This is a genomic window from Enterobacter sp. Li2LvB3, from assembly GCF_056156645.1.
Map to the genome: position 1 here is coordinate 1 of NZ_JBSICG010000022.1, position 15,340 is coordinate 15,340.

Genomic DNA, 15,340 nt, shown 5'->3' on the forward strand with positions numbered 1-15,340 from the left:
TTAGGGTGAGGGGAAATGAAATGAAAATTTCGTTAAGGCGGGAAAAAATTAATACTGACGCGCTTTTTTCACCTGTGCCTGCGTTTGCAGAGCGGCCTGGCACACCGCAGATGACTCCGCCACCTGCGCATCACCGGTTCGCCACCACGCGGCGTAATCGTGGGTCATGGTCTTCGGTAGCACTTTGATGTCCAGCAGCGTCGGGCCCGGATGTGCGCTTGACGCCTCAAGTGCCGCCAGCAGGCTTTGCTCATCGTTTACCCGCCACGCGCGACAGCCGTAACTTTCCGCGTTTTGCGCAAAATCGACCTTCACCAGCGGCCCGTCAAGCCGCCCGGTTTTAGGATTGCGCTGGCGGTTTTCCGTGCCAAAGCTGCCCATGCCGTGCCCCATTTGCAGGTTATTAATGCAGCCGAAGCTGGCGTTATCAAACAGCAGAACGGTGACCTTAAGGCCCTCCTGCACCGCGGTTTGCAGCTCGGAGTGCAACATCATGTAAGAGCCATCCCCCACCATGGCGTATACCGGTTGCTCGGGTCTGGCGAGCTTCGCACCAATGGCGGCCGCAATCTCGTAGCCCATGCAGGAATAGCCGTACTCCAGGTGATAGCTGTCCGGCGTTTTGACCTGCCAGAGGCGCTGTAAGTCTCCTGGCAGCGAACCAGCCGCCCCCACCACGATGGCGTCATCTTCAATATACTGGTTGATAAGCCCCAGCACCCGCGTCTGGGTCAGGCGGGTGTTAAGCGTCTCACCGTATTCCGTCAGTTGCGCATCCAGGTGCCCCGCCACTTCGGGTGTATCTGCCGGATGCCACTGGCGAGCCCACAGACGGCGACACTCGTCGCGCCAGGCGGATTGCGCCTGGGCAATCTCCTCCCCCCAGCCGCTGCGGTAATCCCTGAGCGTGTGGGTTAAGGCCTGCAGCCCGGTCCGGGCATCAGCAATCAGCGCGGTGGCGTCAAGCTTCAGGGCATCAAACTCGGCCACGTTCAGCAGCAGAAATTCGACGTCAGGATGGGAAAAGAGCGCCTTGGAGCCGGTGGTAAAGTCGGTCAGGCGCGTACCGATGCCAATCACTAAATCCGCCTTCGGTGCAAGCTGGTTGGCGGCCATTCCGCCCGTCACACCCACCCCGCCCAGATTAAGTGGGTGGTCACTTACCAGCGCCCCTTTCCCGGCCTGGGTTTCGGCAAACGGCAGTTGTAACGTCTCGACAAATTCACGAAACGCCTCATGCGCGCCGGAGTAACGTACGCCGCCGCCACACACCACCAGCGGACGACGCTTGCGGGCGATCAGCGCCTGCGCCTGCGCCAGACGCAGCGGGTCAGGTGGGCGACGTTCGATGTGATGCACGCGACGCGCGAAGAAGCTCAGGGGATAATCCCAGGCTTCGCCCTGCACGTCCTGGGGCAGGCAGATAGTCACCGCCCCGGTATTTGCAGGGTCAGTAAGCGTTCGCATCGCGCTTAGCATCGCGCTCATCAGTTGCTCTGGCCGGCTGATGCGGTCCCAGTAGCGGGAGACCGGACGGAAGCAGTCGTTGGTGCTGATGCTGAGATCGTGATACTGCTCGATTTGCTGTAACACCGGGTCCGGCTGGCGGCTGGCGTAAATATCGCCCGGCAACAGCAACAGCGGGATGCGGTTCGCCGTGGCGGTTGCCGCGGCGGTCACCATATTGGCGGCGCCCGGCCCGACGGAAGAGGTGACGGCAAAAATGCGCTGACGGCGGTGCTGTTTGGCGAATCCCGTCGCCATATGGGCGATCCCCTGCTCATTGCAGCCCTGCATCACCTGTAAATGGCCGGGGTCCTGCTCCAGCGCCTGGCCAATACCGAGCACGTTGCCATGCCCGAAAATTGTGGCGATACCCTCCACGAAGGGCGTTTCGTCGCCGTCTACGCTGACGTACTGTTGATTAAGGAACCGGACCAGCGCCTGAGCCATGGTCATACGTTCGGTTTGCATAAAACCTCCTGTCAGCCCAGCGTTGGCATGGAGAACGCAGCGCCTGTCTCCTGCTGCATTTCCGGCCAGCGCGCGGTGATGGTTTTCATTCGGGTGTAGAAACGCACGCCGTCGTTGCCGTGGACGTTGAGCGCACCAAAGATAGAGCGTTTCCAGCCACCGAAACTGTGGAATGCCATCGGCACCGGGATCGGCACGTTGACCCCCACCATGCCCGCCTGCACTTCTTCGCAGAAGCGGCGCGCACAGCCGCCGTCACGGGTGAAGATCGCCGAGCCATTACCATATTCATGGCGGTTAATCAGATCCACCGCACTGGCGTAATCTGCTACGCGCACCACAGAAAGCACCGGGCCGAAAATCTCTTCTTTATAGATGGTCATCTCCGGAGTGACGTTATCGAACAGCGTCGGCCCGACGAAATAGCCTTGTTCGTGCCCTTTCACGCTGAAGCCGCGACCGTCCACGCGAAGTTTCGCCCCCTGCGCTTCCCCGCTATCGATGTAGCCCAGCACTTTACTGCGGTGGGCGGAAGAGATAAGCGGACCCATTTCGTTTTCTGGCGTCTGGTCCAGACCCGGCCCGACGCGCAGCGCGGCAATCTGTTTTTCCAGCCGGGCGCAGAGGTCATCGGCCGTTTTATCACCCACCGCCAGCACCACCGAGAGCGCCATGCAGCGTTCCCCCGCTGCGCCGAAGCCTGCGCCCATAATGGCGTTGGCCGCCATCTCCATGTCCGCATCTGGCATTAAAATGCAGTGGTTTTTCGCACCGCCCAGCGCCTGGCAGCGCTTACCGTGAGCGGACGCGGTCTGGTATATGTATTCCGCAATTGGCGTGGAGCCGACAAAACTCACCGCCTGCACGCGCGGGTCGGTCAGGAGCACATCAACGGACTCTTTATCGCCCTGCACCACGTTGAACACGCCGTCCGGCAGGCCGGCCTCTTTCAGCAATTGCGCCAGTGCGAGCGCGAGAGAAGGATCTTTTTCCGACGGTTTCAGCACGAAGGTGTTACCGGTCGCCAGCGCAATCGGGAACATCCACATCGGTACCATCGCCGGGAAGTTAAACGGCGTGATCCCGACGCAGACCCCAAGCGGTTGCATCAGCGAGTGGCTGTCGACGCCGGTGCCCACGTTCGCAGAGTGTTCACCCTTTTGCAGATGCGGGATGCCGCAGGCAAATTCCACCACCTCCAGGCCACGGGTCAGTTCGCCCACCGCGTCAGAGAAGACCTTGCCGTGCTCTTCGCTGATGATGCGGGCCAGGCGCGCCATGTTCTCTTCCAGCAGCGCCTTGAAGCGGAACATCACACGCGCGCGCTTAAGCGGAGCCTGACGCGCCCACGCCGGAAACGCCTGCTGCGCGGCGGCAATGGCCTGCCCGGTTTCCTGTGCCGTACTCATCACCACCTGGCGGATCTGCTCGCCAGTGGCCGGGTTGAAGATCGCCTGAACGCGCTGGCCTGAACCGGTGACACTTTCGCCGTGAATAAAATTCGCTACCGTCTCCATCCTTAACCTCTCGCTGTTGATACGTGATTGTTACCTGAACACTGTGTACTGAACACTATATATGAAACAAATATTCCATTTTAAGTTGAAATAAAATAAATGATGATTATTGTGATCAAGGATGGATTTTTATGTTAACAGCCAACAACACTGACGCAGCGTGCGCTATTAAGGGATTTCGGGCGAGGAAATGACTGAAGCTTCTGTTTCATTTTTGCTGCCAGATGGATGGCCGACATTTAAAAGACGCGGTTTTGCGTTTAGAATCATATGACTGTATTTGGGGGATAACATGACGACAGCAACCAGCCTGAACGAACTGCAGCAGCAAATCCGCGATCGCTACGATAGCCTGAGCAAGAGGCTGCAGCAGGTTTCCCGCTACGTGCTGGATAACACCAACAGCGTGGCCTTTGATACGGTTGCCGTTATTGCCGAGCGCGCCGATGTGCCGCCGTCGACGCTGATCCGCTTTGCCAACGCCTTTGACTTCACCGGGTTCAACGAAATGAAACAGCTGTTTCGTATGAACCTGGTGGAAGAAACCGCCAGCTACAGCGATCGCGCCCGGCTGTTCCGCGAAATGGAGAACGAGACCGTACCGGAAACGCCGCTCGATATCCTGCAGGAGTTCGCCCGTTCAAATGCACAGGCGCTACAGCAGCTGGCCGCCCGTGCCGAGCCGGAGATGCTGGAGCGTGCCGTTCAGCTGTTGGCCGATGCCGACACCATCTACATCGCCGGTTTACGTCGCTCCTTTAGCGTCGCCGCCTATCTGACCTACGCCCTGAGCCATCTGGAGTGCCGCCCTATTCTGCTCGACGGCATGGGCGGGATGCTGCGCGAACAGATCAGCCGCATTAAGGCGCGCGACATTGTGGTGTCGATCAGCTTCTCGCCGTACGCGGAAGAGACGGTGATGGTCAGCGAAACTGCCGCCAGCGTCGGTGCGCGGCAGATTGTGATTACCGATAGCCAGATAAGCCCCCTGGCGACGTTCAGCGATCTCTGCTTTGTGGTGAAAGAGGCGCAGGTGGACGCGTTTCGATCTCAGTCAGCGACGCTGTGCCTGGTGCAGTCGCTGGTGGTGGCGCTGGCGTATCGGTTGGGTGGCGGGGAGAAATAGCCCAAATGCAGTTTGGTGGGCCGGGTAAGGCATAGCCGCTACCCGACCGCCTGAAGAGCATCAGCCAGACATTAACTACTCCTTATCTCGGGGCAATCAGAATAACTGACAGAAGAAAGGGAATTCAGACGTTGCCCCGTAATCTGTAACACCCGCAGTAAAAGCATGATGCCGCGGCGGGTATCAGGATCGTTGAGCGCGGCGAACACTTGCCGAAGCGAGATATCCCCTTCCCGGTTAATTTGCTCTCCCCACGCCATTCGTAGCGCGGTTCCACCTTCCCAGCCGACGGTTACCACATCTTCAAAAACGCCAGCCAGTTTTTCGACCATCGCGTTATCGGTCATTTCCAGCAGATCTGCTACTACGGCGAGCAGATCAACCAGATTATTCAGACGATTGCCTGCCATCAGCGGGGCGAGGCTTTTTAATAACTGTTCCTGTTCACTCATCAGAACATCCCCCTCACGACACCCCAATACAGTCCGCGGTTAAAGCCGTTTCGCAGCATGCCACCGAGTTTTGTTGCCGGCATAGGCGTGACATCATTGCGATAGTCATACACCAGCGGCATGCCGGCCCAGAGCCCCATCTGCGCAACAGCCTGAACCCGTCCATCGTAATGGTTACCGCTTCCGGGTGGTCTGCCATACAGCTCCGCCACAATGTTATCGGCAACGATCGGCGCCTGGTTGTGGCACGATCCCCCGGCTTTACTGATCGGGAGATCAACGGTATCGCCGATCACATACACCCCTTCTAAGCCGTAGACGCCCAGCGTTTGGTGATCCGTCGGCAGCCAGCCTTCACCGTTATGAACCTCACTGAGGCCCGTATTACGCACTGCTTCTACTGCCCTGATGGGAGGCGTTGCCATCAGGATGTCGAAGTTCTGTGAATCGCCCTCGGCGGAATAAGCAATTTTGCTGTCAGGATCGACATGGCTTAAGGTAAAGCCGCGCTGATGCTGTATCCCTTTGGCAGCAAAAATATCGCCCAGCGCCTCCCCAACCGGACGCTGCAGGAACAGACAGTTTCGCAGCAACTGCGCTACGGTCGGATAGGTGTAAACGATCTCAACCTGATTACGTACGCCGCGCTGACGCAGATAGTCGTCAACCATAAGCGTGGTTTCAATGGGGGCGATGCCGCACTGATGGGGAACATTCGGTGTTTCCGGGAAAGAGACGGTAATAAATATTCGCCCCTTTTTAATGGTGGAGAGCTTATGCGCTAATTGTCTTGCCGCCGCATATTGATAAAAATGGTCGCCCGCTTCGGCAAGGCCAGGGATTTTTTGGGGGAAAGGCGTGCAGCCGGTTGCGATAACCAGCAGGTCCCAGTCGTAATGTTGCTTACTGGCACCGTACAGTCGACGCTGTTTAAAATCGAAAGATTCTATTTTATCGGTAATAAAGTGAATTTCCGGACTCAGTAATTGCCGTTCAGGCCGTGCCAGCTCATGGTGGTGGAAGAGGTTAAACGCGACATACATAAACGCCGGTTTGTAGTAATGCACCGGCGATTCGGAGATCAGCATCAACTCCACCTGACCGGCAGCAATTTCACGCCGTAATTTTCTGGCCAGCAGGTTGGCAACAATTGTCCCTCCCGTGCCGCCGCCGACAATAATTATGCGGTTTTTCATTCCTTTATTCGCTCATGGTAGTGAATGGGAATTCACGTAACCAGACCGCTTCACTGTTACGCTCAGTCAAAGGGTAGTGATAGAGTAATATTCCGCAACAATACGACAAATTAAATTTTTAGTTTGTGAATTTCGGTTAACTATAAAATATAACATGTAAAATATAAGTTATATCAGCATAAAAATAGCAAACCGTTATTAGCATTGCCGCTGGGTTTTGTTTCAACGAGAAAACCACGCGCGCCAGGGATCCTGTGTCTGAGTATCTGGATCGTTGACTTGTGATTAGTCGCCATATAATATGGTGCCATATGAACATACTCGAACAAAAACACCTTGCCTTACTTGATGAGGCAAAACGCCGTGGACAAGCGGACACGGATAACATGCGGCTTTGCTTCGAAGTGCTGTCGCTGGCCTCTGCCATCGATCGGTCATGTACTGCGCGCCTGGCACCGCATCATCTGTCAGAAGGGAAATTCGTGATGCTGTTCCTGCTGCACAACCTGCCGGGAGGGCTGGCACCGCACGAGCTGGCCAAACGCGCGGGCGTCACGCGCGCCACCGTCACCGGTCTTCTGGACGGGCTGGAACGTGACGGATTTCTCTCTCGTCACTGTGACAATGAGGATCGCCGCATGGTGTCAGTACGGCTGACAGCGAAAGGACAAGACACCGCGCGAGATCTGTTCAACGAGCACAGCCAGTGGATCGGCTCCCTGTTCGCAGGATTCAATCAGGATGAGCGGAAGACGATAAGCAGCCTGTTACAGAGGGCATGGCGCAACGTAGCCAATCCGTTGAACGACAGTGAGACCGCTAAGGACAACTCACGTTAAGTGCGGCGGCTCGGGTTAACGCCCCTGTACGCCATTAACCGTAAGAACTGACACAGAGAAGGACTGCTCATATGACACATTATCTGGCTGAACTTTATTCCCCAAAACCCGCATGGCTGGCGCTCGACCAGAACGGCCGCCAGCAGTTTTTTGACGCTATTGGCGCCGGTATGGGGGCACTGTCAGCTCTGGGGGTAGAGGCAATCGCCCTGGGGGAAACGGACGCCGCAACCCTGCATGCGCCATCGCAAACGTTTTTCGCCATCTGGCGTGCGCCTGATGCGAAGGCCATGAGCGCTTTAGTGTCGGGCATCGCCACTTCCGGGTGGCATAACTATTTCGACACAATCAATGCGACAGGCGCAGGCGTCGATCTGAACGAACATCTTACGCAACTCGCTGCTCTGTAGCCTCCACTGTTTAAATAAAAAAAAGCCCGCAGTTAATTACGCGGGCTTAGAGGTCGGGCTATCAGGGGTCAGTTTACGCCGGGCGCGGGGTTATTCCCACTCAATCGTAGCCGGTGGCTTACCGCTGATGTCATACACCACGCGGGAAATGCCGTTGACTTCGTTGATGATGCGGTTAGACACGCGGCCCAGGAAGTCATACGGCAGGTGCGCCCAGTGTGCGGTCATGAAGTCGATGGTTTCTACCGCACGCAGGGAAACAACCCAGTCGTATTTACGGCCATCGCCCATTACGCCTACGGAGCGTACTGGCAGGAACACGGTGAACGCCTGGCTCACTTTGTTGTACAGGTCAGCTTTGTGCAGCTCTTCGATGAAGATAGCATCCGCACGACGCAGCAGGTCGCAGTACTCTTTCTTCACTTCGCCCAGCACACGCACGCCCAGACCTGGACCCGGGAACGGGTGACGGTAGAGCATATCGTACGGCAGACCCAGCTCCAGACCGATCTTACGCACTTCATCTTTGAACAGCTCACGCAGCGGTTCAACCAGACCCATCTTCATCTCTTTCGGCAGGCCGCCCACGTTGTGGTGAGATTTGATGACGTGTGCTTTACCGGTTGCTGAGGCAGCAGATTCGATAACGTCAGGGTAGATAGTGCCCTGTGCCAGCCATTTAACGTCTTCAAGCTTCAGCGCTTCTTCGTCGAACACTTCTACGAAGACGCGGCCAATGATTTTACGTTTGGCTTCTGGATCGTTTTCACCTTCCAGCGCATCGAGGAAGCGCTTCTCGCCTTCCACGTGAACGATGTTCAGACCGAAGTGGTCACCGAACATGTCCATAACCTGCTGGGCTTCGTTCAGGCGCAGAAGACCGTTGTCCACGAATACACAGGTCAGTTTTTTGCCAATAGCACGGTGCAGCAGCATCGCTGTCACGGAGGAGTCAACGCCACCGGACAGGCCAAGGATCACTTTGTCATCACCAACCTGCTGGCGAATACGCTCAACCGCGTCGTCGATGATTTTTGCCGGAGTCCACAGGGCTTCACACTGGCAGATGTCACGCACGAAGCGTTCCAGCATGCGCATCCCCTGGCGGGTGTGGGTCACTTCCGGGTGGAACTGTACGCCGTAGAAGCGTTTTTCTTCGTTTGCCATGATGGCGAACGGGCAGCTTTCGGTGCTGGCAACAGTCACGAAATCAGCCGGGATAGCGGTCACTTTGTCGCCGTGGCTCATCCACACGTCCAGCAGCGGTTTACCGTCTGCGGTCAGGGAGTCTTCGATTCCACGTACCAGCGCGCTGTCGGTAACTACTTCAACCTGCGCATAGCCGAACTCACGCTCGTTAGAACCTTCAACGTGGCCGCCCAGCTGCATTGCCATGGTCTGCATCCCGTAGCACACGCCGAACACCGGAACGCCTGCTTCGAACACGTACTGCGGTGCGCGCGGGCTGTTGTCTTCGGTGGTGCTTTCCGGGCCGCCGGACAGGATGATGCCGCTTGGATTGAATTCGCGAATCTGTGCTTCCGTGACATCCCACGCCCACAGTTCACAGTAAACGCCCAGTTCACGCACGCGGCGCGCCACCAGCTGAGTGTACTGAGAACCGAAGTCCAGGATGAGAATGCGATGTTTATGAATGTTTTCCGTCATTGACGCTAATTCCGAGGCAAGTGAAACAGATTAAATAAATCGCCCGACACAAGGTCGGGCGAAGAAAATCAGGAGCCCAGACGATAGTTCGGGGACTCTTTAGTGATCGTCACGTCGTGAACGTGGCTCTCCTGGATACCCGCACCGCTGATACGTACGAATTCCGCTTTAGTACGCAGCAGGTCAATGGTACCACAGCCGGTCAGACCCATACAGGAGCGCAGGCCGCCCATCTGCTGGTGAATGATCTCTTTCAGACGGCCTTTATAGGCAACGCGACCTTCGATACCTTCCGGTACCAGTTTGTCAGCGGCGTTATCGGTCTGGAAGTAACGGTCAGAAGAGCCTTTGGACATCGCGCCCAGGGAACCCATACCGCGGTAAGATTTGTAAGAACGGCCCTGGAAGAGTTCGATTTCGCCCGGAGATTCTTCAGTACCGGCCAGCATGGAGCCTACCATTACGGCAGCAGCGCCAGCGGCGATGGCTTTAGCGATGTCACCAGAGAAGCGGATGCCGCCATCAGCGATAACCGGAACGCCGGTGCCTTCCAGCGCTTCAACCGCATCAGAAACGGCGGTGATCTGCGGAACGCCCACGCCGGTCACGATACGGGTAGTACAGATGGAGCCAGGGCCAATACCCACTTTCACCGCGCTGCAACCGGCTTCAGCCAGAGCACGAGCGCCTGCGCCAGTCGCCACGTTACCGCCAATGATTTGCAGGTCAGGATATTTCGCACGGGTGTCACGGATACGTTGCAGAACGCCTTCGGAATGGCCGTGAGAGGAGTCAATCAGCAGCACGTCAACGCCTGCCGCAACCAGCGCATCAACACGCTCTTCGTTGCCAGCACCCGCGCCAACCGCAGCACCTACGCGCAGACGGCCATGCTCGTCTTTACAGGCGTTTGGTTTACGTTCTGCTTTCTGGAAGTCTTTAACGGTGATCATGCCACGCAGGTGGAAGTTCGCATCCACAACCAGCGCTTTCTCAACGCGTTTTTCGTGCATTTTCGCGAAGACCACTTCACGTGTTTCGCCTTCGCGAACGGTCACCAGACGCTCTTTCGGCGTCATGTAAACGCTGACAGGCTGGTTCAGGTCGGTCACGAAACGCACGTCACGGCCGGTGATGATACCCACCAGTTCGTTGGCTTCAGTCACAACCGGGTAGCCGGCAAAGCCGTTACGTTCGGTCAGGGCTTTAACTTCGTGCAGGGTGGTGGTTGGCAGAACGGTCTGTGGGTCGGTGACGATACCGGATTCATGTTTCTTCACGCGGCGAACTTCTTCAGCCTGACGCTCGATAGACATGTTTTTGTGAATAAAGCCAATGCCACCTTCCTGTGCCAGGGCGATAGCCAGGCGCGCTTCAGTCACGGTGTCCATTGCCGCAGAGAGCATAGGAATGTTCAGGCGAATGGTTTTAGTCAACTGCGTGCTGAGGTCGGCAGTATTCGGCAGAACGGTGGAGTGAGCGGGAACAAGGAGGACGTCGTCAAACGTCAGTGCTTCTTTAGCGATACGTAGCATGGGCAATATCTCTGACCTGGGTGGTTAAATATTGCCGTGGCATTATACAGAGCGTAACCGATTGCATCCACACTTTTTTATAAAAAATACTTGCGCTCCCCTCTCAGCAGGTTACTATCGACTGAATAACTTGCTGATTTAGAATTTGATCCCGCTCACATGTTATCCTCTCAAACCCCCTCAATTTTTACTGTCAGCCGCCTAAACCAAACGGTTCGTTTACTGCTTGAGCAGGAAATGGGGCAGGTCTGGATCAGTGGTGAAATCTCAAACTTCACCCAACCGTCATCCGGCCACTGGTACTTTACGCTAAAAGACGATACCGCCCAGGTACGCTGCGCGATGTTCCGCAACAGCAATCGTCGCGTTACCTTCCGCCCGCAGCATGGTCAGCAGGTTCTGGTTCGCGCCAATATCACCCTGTATGAACCGCGCGGCGACTACCAGATTATTGTCGAGAGTATGCAGCCTGCGGGTGAAGGCTTACTGCAACAGAAATACGAACAGTTAAAAGCTAAACTCTCCGCAGAAGGTCTGTTCGACCAGCAGTTCAAAAAACCGCTGCCCTCACCTGCGCACTGCGTGGGCGTTATCACCTCTAAGACCGGTGCGGCCCTGCACGATATTTTGCACGTGCTTAAGCGCCGTGACCCTTCCCTGCCCGTCATCATCTACCCGACTGCCGTGCAGGGTGACGATGCACCGGGCCAGATTGTGCGCGCCATTGAACTGGCGAACGCGCGTCAGGAGTGTGACGTATTAATCGTTGGGCGTGGCGGCGGTTCGCTGGAAGACTTGTGGAGCTTTAACGACGAACGCGTGGCGCGGGCAATCTTTGCCAGCCTTATCCCGGTGGTGAGCGCCGTCGGACACGAAACAGACGTGACTATCGCTGATTTTGTGGCGGATCTGCGCGCGCCTACGCCATCGGCGGCGGCAGAAGTGGTTAGCCGCAATCAGCTTGAGTTGCTGCGCCAGCTTCAGAACGGGCAGCAGCGTCTTGAAATGGCGATGGACTATTTCCTCGCGAATCGCACCCGCCGCTTTACGCAGCTTCATCATCGCCTGCAACAGCAGCACCCTCAGTTGCGTCTGGCGCGTCAGCAGACCGTGCTGGATCGCCTGCGCCAGCGGATGAACTTCGCCCTGGATAATCAGCTTAAGCGCGCGGTATCACGCCAGCAGCGTGTGACCCAACGCCTGAACCAGCAAAACCCGCAGCCGAAAATTTATCGCGCGCAAACGCGTATTCAACAGCTGGAGTTTCGCCTGGCAGAGAACCTGCGTGCACGACTGAGCAACACCCGTGAGCGCTTTGGTAATGCCGTGACCCATCTTGAGGCCGTTAGCCCGCTTTCCACGCTGGCGCGCGGCTACAGCGTGACAACCGCAACGGATGGCAAAGTGCTGAAGCAGACCAAACAAGTGAAAGCCGGTGATGTGCTCACCACCCGGCTGTCAGATGGCTGGGTGGAAAGCGAAGTGAAAGGCGTAACCGTTGCCAAAAAAACGCGGAAGAAAAAGCCGGATTAAACCGGCACAAATTCCACGCGTTTTTTAGAGATCAACCCGTGGCCGTTCTGGCAGAAATAATCCACTGCACCGCAGGCTTTTAGCACCTGGAGCGGCTTATGGCACTCCGGGCAGCGCGCTTCAAGCGCAATGTCGTTGTTACACTTTTCACAGTGAGCCACACCGTTTTGTGGCTCCAGCTCTGCATGGCAATCCGGGCAGATAATCGACATAGTGACTCCTTTAACCTGGTATTCATTACTGCGTTAATTTTATCACGATGCGCTTAATGGGGGCCACGCAGCTGTTGCTGTAATGTCAGCAGAAGCTCAACCTCTTCAACCCTGCGTTGCGTTATGCGGGGCACTTCTTGCGGATCGCGTTCGAACACACTTTGTGCCCCCAGAATATGCCCGGCCAGGCAGTGCTCATAGATGGAACCAGGTACTTGCCAGCGTTGAATATCCGCGCCATCAATATGCTCCAGAACATCTTCTGCACCGCATCTGTCATGGCTGATGATGCGTCCATTGCGCAGATAAATCCGCAACCCTTTTTGCCCACCTGACGGCCCGGCATATTTGTTCAGCCAAAGCTCGACCGGCACGCCGCTGATCTGCCCCTGAAGGTGTGCTTCACCCTCTGCGGTGGTCAAATCCCCCTTCCCGATATCGCGCCCCAGGCGGTCTTTCGCAGTCAGCACCTGCAAGGCCATATCGCCACTCCCCCCGAGATAGCGCAAGGTTTCACGCATCATCGCCAGCACATGCGTGCCAATATCCAGGATAACGCCGTCCGGGTGGCGAAGCGTGCGCGTATCCGGCTCGCCGGTGGCAAAGTTCAGCGCGATGGACTCACCCGCCGCGTTATACCCACTCGGCTCCTGAAGAAATCCTTCGATTCTGACAATATCAGCCGCGGTGTCGACCAGCCCCTGCTGCACGGTACCGAGACGCGCCATCCAGTGATCGAGCGCCAGCACACGGGAAGCCGCGCCGGGCAATGCCAGCAGTGTTTTCAGTTTTTCGATTTGGGCAAGCGTCGCGACAATAGGCTTTTCAACAACAATACGCGGGACCGGGGAAGCCAGAGCCTGCTCAAGCACCTCAAGATGGTGCAGGGAAGATGTTGTGATAAACAGGGTATCGAGAGGTTGGGCGAGAAGCGCATCAAGTGATTCGCATCGCGTCACGCCGTCGGGCTGTTTTGCGGGGTCAACATCAAACCCCAGACACTGTACAGATTCGCTAAAGCGATGTCGTAATGCAGGCAAGTAGGCCGTTTCAACTACGGAGCCTAGTCCGACAAACCCTAACAGCATGTGCTTACCTCGTTGAGTTAATTGCCGGGGCATTACGCCTGCCCCGGCAACATCGAGGTTTTATCAGGCGTTAGCTGCCGGTTTAGTCTGGGTATTTTCCAGCATCCGGCGTACCGGAACAATGAGCACAATCAGAACCGCGGCACAAATCAGCAGTGCGACAGAACAGCGGGCAAACAGATCCGGCAGCATATTAAGCTGGTCGGCCTTCACATGCCCGCCAATCAGGCCAGCCGCCAGGTTGCCCAGCGCGCTTGCGCAGAACCACAGGCCCATCATCTGACCACGCATTCTTTCCGGTGCCAGCAGCGTCATGGTCGCCAGACCAATCGGGCTTAAGCACAGCTCGCCCAGCGTCAGCATCAGAATACTGCCCACCAGCCAGAACGGAGAAACCCCCGCCCCACCGTTAGCCAGCACATTCTGCGCGGCCAGCATCATCAGGCCAAAGCCCGCTGCGGCACACAGAATGCCGATAACGAATTTGGTGATACTGCTCGGGCGAATGTTCATGCTCGCAAGCTTCGGCCATGCCCAGCTAAATACCGGCGCCAGAAGGATGATAAACAGAGCGTTGACCGACTGGAACCACACCGCCGGGATCTCGAAATCGCCCATCATGCGATTAGTGTAGTCGTTGGCAAACAGGTTGAACGAAGTTGGCTTTTGCTCAAACGCAGACCAGAAAAATGCCGCCGATACCAGCAGGATGAAACACACCAGCAGTCTGGCGCGCTCTTTACGGCTGAGGCCGGCAAAAACAAACAGGTAGATGAAGTACAAAGCAACAGACGCGGCAATGACGTAAACCAGCGTACTGGCAACCGCAACCGGGTTAATGACAATCACACCCTGCGCAATCAGCGTCACAACAACAGCCACACCCACAGCCAGCGCCAGCAACCAGGCACCCACGCCTTTTCGCTTCACTACCGGGCTGTTCCAGGTGGAATCCAGGCCAACTTCACTGTCGTAGCGTTTCATGGACGGAACGGCAAACACGCGGAAGATAACCAGCGCCACCAGCATCCCGATACCACCGATACCAAAGCCCCAGTGCCAGCCATGAGTTTTAATCAGCCAGCCGGAGATCAGCGGAGCAATGAACGACCCCATGTTGATGCCCATATAAAACAGCGAGAAACCGCCGTCACGGCGCGCATCGCCTTTTTTATACAGTGTACCGACCATCACCGAGATACAGGTTTTGAACAGGCCAGAGCCAAGCACAATAAACATCAGACCGATGAAGAACAGGTTATTCCCCATCACAGCAGACAGCGCGATCGACAGGTGGCCGAGGGCGATCAGAATAGAGCCGTACCAGACGGCTTTTTGCTGGCCGAGCCAGTTATCTGCCAGCCAGCCACCCGGCAGCGCGGCGAGGTACATCGAGCCGGCAAAAATCCCCACGATGGCGGACGCGTTCTCACGTGCCAGCCCCATACCGCCGTCATAAACGGTTGCCGCCATAAACAGAATGAGTAACGGGCGGATACCGTAAAACGAGAAACGCTCCCACATTTCAGTAAAGAACAGTGAGCCAAGCGGATACGGATGGCCGAAGAACGTTCGGTTTTCTTTTTGATTAACAGAGGATTGCATAATTCTCCCGAAAAGGTATGTCGTCGTGCTTGTAAACACCGCAAAACACGCCGACCAGTTATATATCTGGCCGATTTTTTGCCTGCGGCGAAGAGTTATTTAACCATTTGATAACCTGGTGCCAGTTTTGTCTAGTACCAACAGCAGGCCTTTAAGATGAAAGTTCGACAATCGTCTACTTTCTC

The 15,340-nt window shown here is 56.3% G+C and carries 13 protein-coding genes; 4 read left to right on the top strand and 9 right to left on the bottom strand.

Annotation, left to right across the window (positions count from 1 at the left end):
- Window positions 1-48: 48 nt before the first annotated feature.
- Window positions 49-1,974 (bottom strand): 3D-(3,5/4)-trihydroxycyclohexane-1,2-dione acylhydrolase (decyclizing), encoded by a 1,926-nt coding sequence (gene iolD, locus ACS603_RS17370; protein ID WP_474944634.1) that lies wholly within the window; start codon window positions 1,972-1,974, stop codon window positions 49-51.
- An 11-nt stretch (window positions 1,975-1,985) separates the two neighbouring features.
- Window positions 1,986-3,491, bottom strand: coding sequence for a CoA-acylating methylmalonate-semialdehyde dehydrogenase (locus ACS603_RS17375; protein WP_315686439.1), 1,506 nt, complete (start codon window positions 3,489-3,491; stop codon window positions 1,986-1,988).
- 292 nt (window positions 3,492-3,783) lie between these two features.
- Here ACS603_RS17375 and ACS603_RS17380 point away from each other — a divergent pair, with 292 nt between their 5' ends.
- The gene (locus tag ACS603_RS17380) at window positions 3,784-4,617 is read left to right on the top strand and encodes a MurR/RpiR family transcriptional regulator (RefSeq protein ID WP_474944635.1); all 834 of its coding nucleotides are present in this window, start codon (window positions 3,784-3,786) and stop codon (window positions 4,615-4,617) included.
- A 71-nt stretch (window positions 4,618-4,688) separates the two neighbouring features.
- Here the strand turns inward: ACS603_RS17380 and ACS603_RS17385 are convergent, their stop codons facing one another.
- Complete coding sequence (locus tag ACS603_RS17385; RefSeq protein ID WP_474944636.1) at window positions 4,689-5,069, bottom strand: helical membrane plugin domain-containing protein; 381 nt, start codon at window positions 5,067-5,069, stop codon at window positions 4,689-4,691.
- Complete coding sequence (locus ACS603_RS17390; protein WP_474944637.1) at window positions 5,069-6,265, bottom strand: NAD(P)/FAD-dependent oxidoreductase; 1,197 nt, start codon at window positions 6,263-6,265, stop codon at window positions 5,069-5,071. The genes ACS603_RS17385 and ACS603_RS17390 overlap by 1 nt, the downstream gene beginning before the upstream one ends.
- A 311-nt stretch (window positions 6,266-6,576) precedes the next feature.
- Here ACS603_RS17390 and ACS603_RS17395 point away from each other — a divergent pair, with 311 nt between their 5' ends.
- Window positions 6,577-7,104: a MarR family winged helix-turn-helix transcriptional regulator gene (locus ACS603_RS17395; RefSeq protein WP_474944638.1), complete on the top strand. Its 528-nt coding sequence runs from the start codon at window positions 6,577-6,579 to the stop codon at window positions 7,102-7,104.
- 71 nt (window positions 7,105-7,175) lie between these two features.
- The gene (locus ACS603_RS17400) at window positions 7,176-7,514 is read left to right on the top strand and encodes a DUF6616 family protein (RefSeq protein WP_474944639.1); all 339 of its coding nucleotides are present in this window, start codon (window positions 7,176-7,178) and stop codon (window positions 7,512-7,514) included.
- Between the two features lie 90 nt (window positions 7,515-7,604).
- Here ACS603_RS17400 and guaA read toward each other — a convergent pair whose 3' ends face one another.
- Together guaA and guaB are read right to left on the bottom strand one after the other, a co-directional pair.
- A complete protein-coding gene (gene guaA, locus ACS603_RS17405; protein ID WP_446493722.1) occupies window positions 7,605-9,182 on the bottom strand; it encodes a glutamine-hydrolyzing GMP synthase in 1,578 nt (525 codons plus the stop codon).
- A gap of 68 nt (window positions 9,183-9,250) precedes the next feature.
- Window positions 9,251-10,717, bottom strand: a complete 1,467-nt coding sequence (guaB, locus tag ACS603_RS17410; protein ID WP_014071321.1) for an IMP dehydrogenase — start codon at window positions 10,715-10,717, stop codon at window positions 9,251-9,253.
- Window positions 10,718-10,876: 159 nt separating this feature from the next.
- Between guaB and xseA the strand changes: the two genes are divergently transcribed.
- Entirely contained in the window at window positions 10,877-12,250 is a 1,374-nt protein-coding gene (gene xseA / locus ACS603_RS17415) for an exodeoxyribonuclease VII large subunit (protein ID WP_474944640.1), read from the top strand.
- On the opposite strand, the gene ACS603_RS17420 is transcribed toward xseA, so the two are convergent.
- The 3 genes from ACS603_RS17420 to ACS603_RS17430 form a co-directional block, all read right to left on the bottom strand.
- Window positions 12,247-12,462, bottom strand: a complete 216-nt coding sequence (locus ACS603_RS17420; RefSeq protein WP_182062053.1) for a zinc ribbon domain-containing protein — start codon at window positions 12,460-12,462, stop codon at window positions 12,247-12,249. The genes xseA and ACS603_RS17420 overlap by 4 nt on opposite strands.
- Window positions 12,463-12,515: 53 nt before the next feature.
- A complete protein-coding gene (locus tag ACS603_RS17425; protein ID WP_474944641.1) occupies window positions 12,516-13,550 on the bottom strand; it encodes a Gfo/Idh/MocA family oxidoreductase in 1,035 nt (344 codons plus the stop codon).
- 63 nt (window positions 13,551-13,613) lie between these two features.
- Window positions 13,614-15,155 carry a peptide MFS transporter gene (locus ACS603_RS17430; protein ID WP_474944642.1) on the bottom strand — a complete coding sequence of 514 codons (1,542 nt, stop codon included), beginning with the start codon at window positions 15,153-15,155 and terminating at the stop codon, window positions 13,614-13,616.
- Between the last annotated feature and the right edge of the window lie 185 nt (window positions 15,156-15,340).

Bases quoted from the DNA above. Each gene is read 5' to 3' on its own strand.
- iolD (WP_474944634.1), bottom strand. From the start codon at position 1,974: ATGCAAACCGAACGTATGACCATGGCTCAGGCGCTGGTCCGGTTCCTT.
- ACS603_RS17375 (WP_315686439.1), bottom strand. From the start codon at position 3,491: ATGGAGACGGTAGCGAATTTTATTCACGGCGAAAGTGTCACCGGTTCA.
- ACS603_RS17380 (WP_474944635.1), top strand. From the start codon at position 3,784: ATGACGACAGCAACCAGCCTGAACGAACTGCAGCAGCAAATCCGCGAT.
- ACS603_RS17385 (WP_474944636.1), bottom strand. From the start codon at position 5,069: ATGAGTGAACAGGAACAGTTATTAAAAAGCCTCGCCCCGCTGATGGCA.
- ACS603_RS17390 (WP_474944637.1), bottom strand. From the start codon at position 6,265: ATGAAAAACCGCATAATTATTGTCGGCGGCGGCACGGGAGGGACAATT.
- ACS603_RS17395 (WP_474944638.1), top strand. From the start codon at position 6,577: ATGAACATACTCGAACAAAAACACCTTGCCTTACTTGATGAGGCAAAA.
- ACS603_RS17400 (WP_474944639.1), top strand. From the start codon at position 7,176: ATGACACATTATCTGGCTGAACTTTATTCCCCAAAACCCGCATGGCTG.
- guaA (WP_446493722.1), bottom strand. From the start codon at position 9,182: ATGACGGAAAACATTCATAAACATCGCATTCTCATCCTGGACTTCGGT.
- guaB (WP_014071321.1), bottom strand. From the start codon at position 10,717: ATGCTACGTATCGCTAAAGAAGCACTGACGTTTGACGACGTCCTCCTT.
- xseA (WP_474944640.1), top strand. From the start codon at position 10,877: ATGTTATCCTCTCAAACCCCCTCAATTTTTACTGTCAGCCGCCTAAAC.
- ACS603_RS17420 (WP_182062053.1), bottom strand. From the start codon at position 12,462: ATGTCGATTATCTGCCCGGATTGCCATGCAGAGCTGGAGCCACAAAAC.
- ACS603_RS17425 (WP_474944641.1), bottom strand. From the start codon at position 13,550: ATGCTGTTAGGGTTTGTCGGACTAGGCTCCGTAGTTGAAACGGCCTAC.
- ACS603_RS17430 (WP_474944642.1), bottom strand. From the start codon at position 15,155: ATGCAATCCTCTGTTAATCAAAAAGAAAACCGAACGTTCTTCGGCCAT.